The 912-nt window shown below is 71.3% G+C and carries 2 pseudogenes; both read right to left on the bottom strand.

Features of this window, described 5'->3' with window-relative positions:
• Positions 1-371 (bottom strand): annotated as a pseudogene (locus AC27IO_RS24825) (hypothetical protein); the annotation flags it as partial.
• Positions 372-486: 115 nt separating this feature from the next.
• Positions 487-912, bottom strand: a pseudogene (locus AC27IO_RS24820) (ankyrin repeat domain-containing protein); the annotation flags it as partial.

Raw genomic sequence — 912 nt, 5'->3', positions numbered from 1 at the left:
TCATCCTCGACCTGCCGTCTTGCCACTTCGACGTCGCGCTGGGCAGCAAATTCGGTCACTGCATCGGCGATGGCATTGTCCAGGCAGCGGTTCAGCGTACGGAAATGGTCTACCGAAAATGGGGCGTCACGTTCAACGGCGAGATCAGTGATTGCCTGACACAGGTCGCCATAGTCATGGACAACTTGATCTACGGTGTAGCCGAGTGCAGCGTCGGCGGAGCGGGCGGGCACACCGTCGGCCTCGGGGGCGGGCTCACGCACGTGGGCGAGCGCACGGGCGATGCCGGATCGCCCCGGCTGCCCGCCTACACCACCATGCGGCTGCTGGCGCACTGGCAGGCAGGGCCCGCGCTGCGCCTGTCGCTGCAGGTGGACAACGCGTTCGACAAGCGCTATTACGCCAGCGCCTACAACCGCGTGTGGGTGGTGCCCGGCGCGCCGCGCCACGTCACGCTCACGGCCAGGCACACGTTCTGACCGCGGACTAACCGCCCCACAGGCACCACGCCAGCACAGCCAGCGCGGCCAGGGCGCCCCAGGTCGGGCGCGAGTGGCCCGTCAACGCGGGCCGCTGCGATCCGGGGGTGAAATGGCCCTGACGGACCCGCCAGGCCTGGGCGATCGCCTGGCCCACGGCCGTGGCGGCCTCGGTGCCGGCGATGCCGGGCGTGAGGTGCACGCGGCCCCCTTCGGGCACCGGCGCGTACAGCGCGAAGTAGGCCTCTTCGCTGGGGCCGCTGCCCGTGACCCGTTGCAGCGCGCGGACCAGGGCCTGGGTGGCCTCGCCCGGCACCACCCGCGCGTGCGACCACAGCCAGGAGCGGCGCTGCACGATCAGGCCGGCGTCCTGCACCGTCAGCGTCCAGCGCCGGGATGCGGCATGCAGCAACGCCACCGCCAGGGCCCACGA

It is taken from the genome of Acidovorax sp. KNOB132, assembly GCF_057541515.1.
The sequence above is the reverse complement of the archived record's forward strand: the minus strand, read 5'-3'. Positions and strand labels throughout refer to the sequence as shown.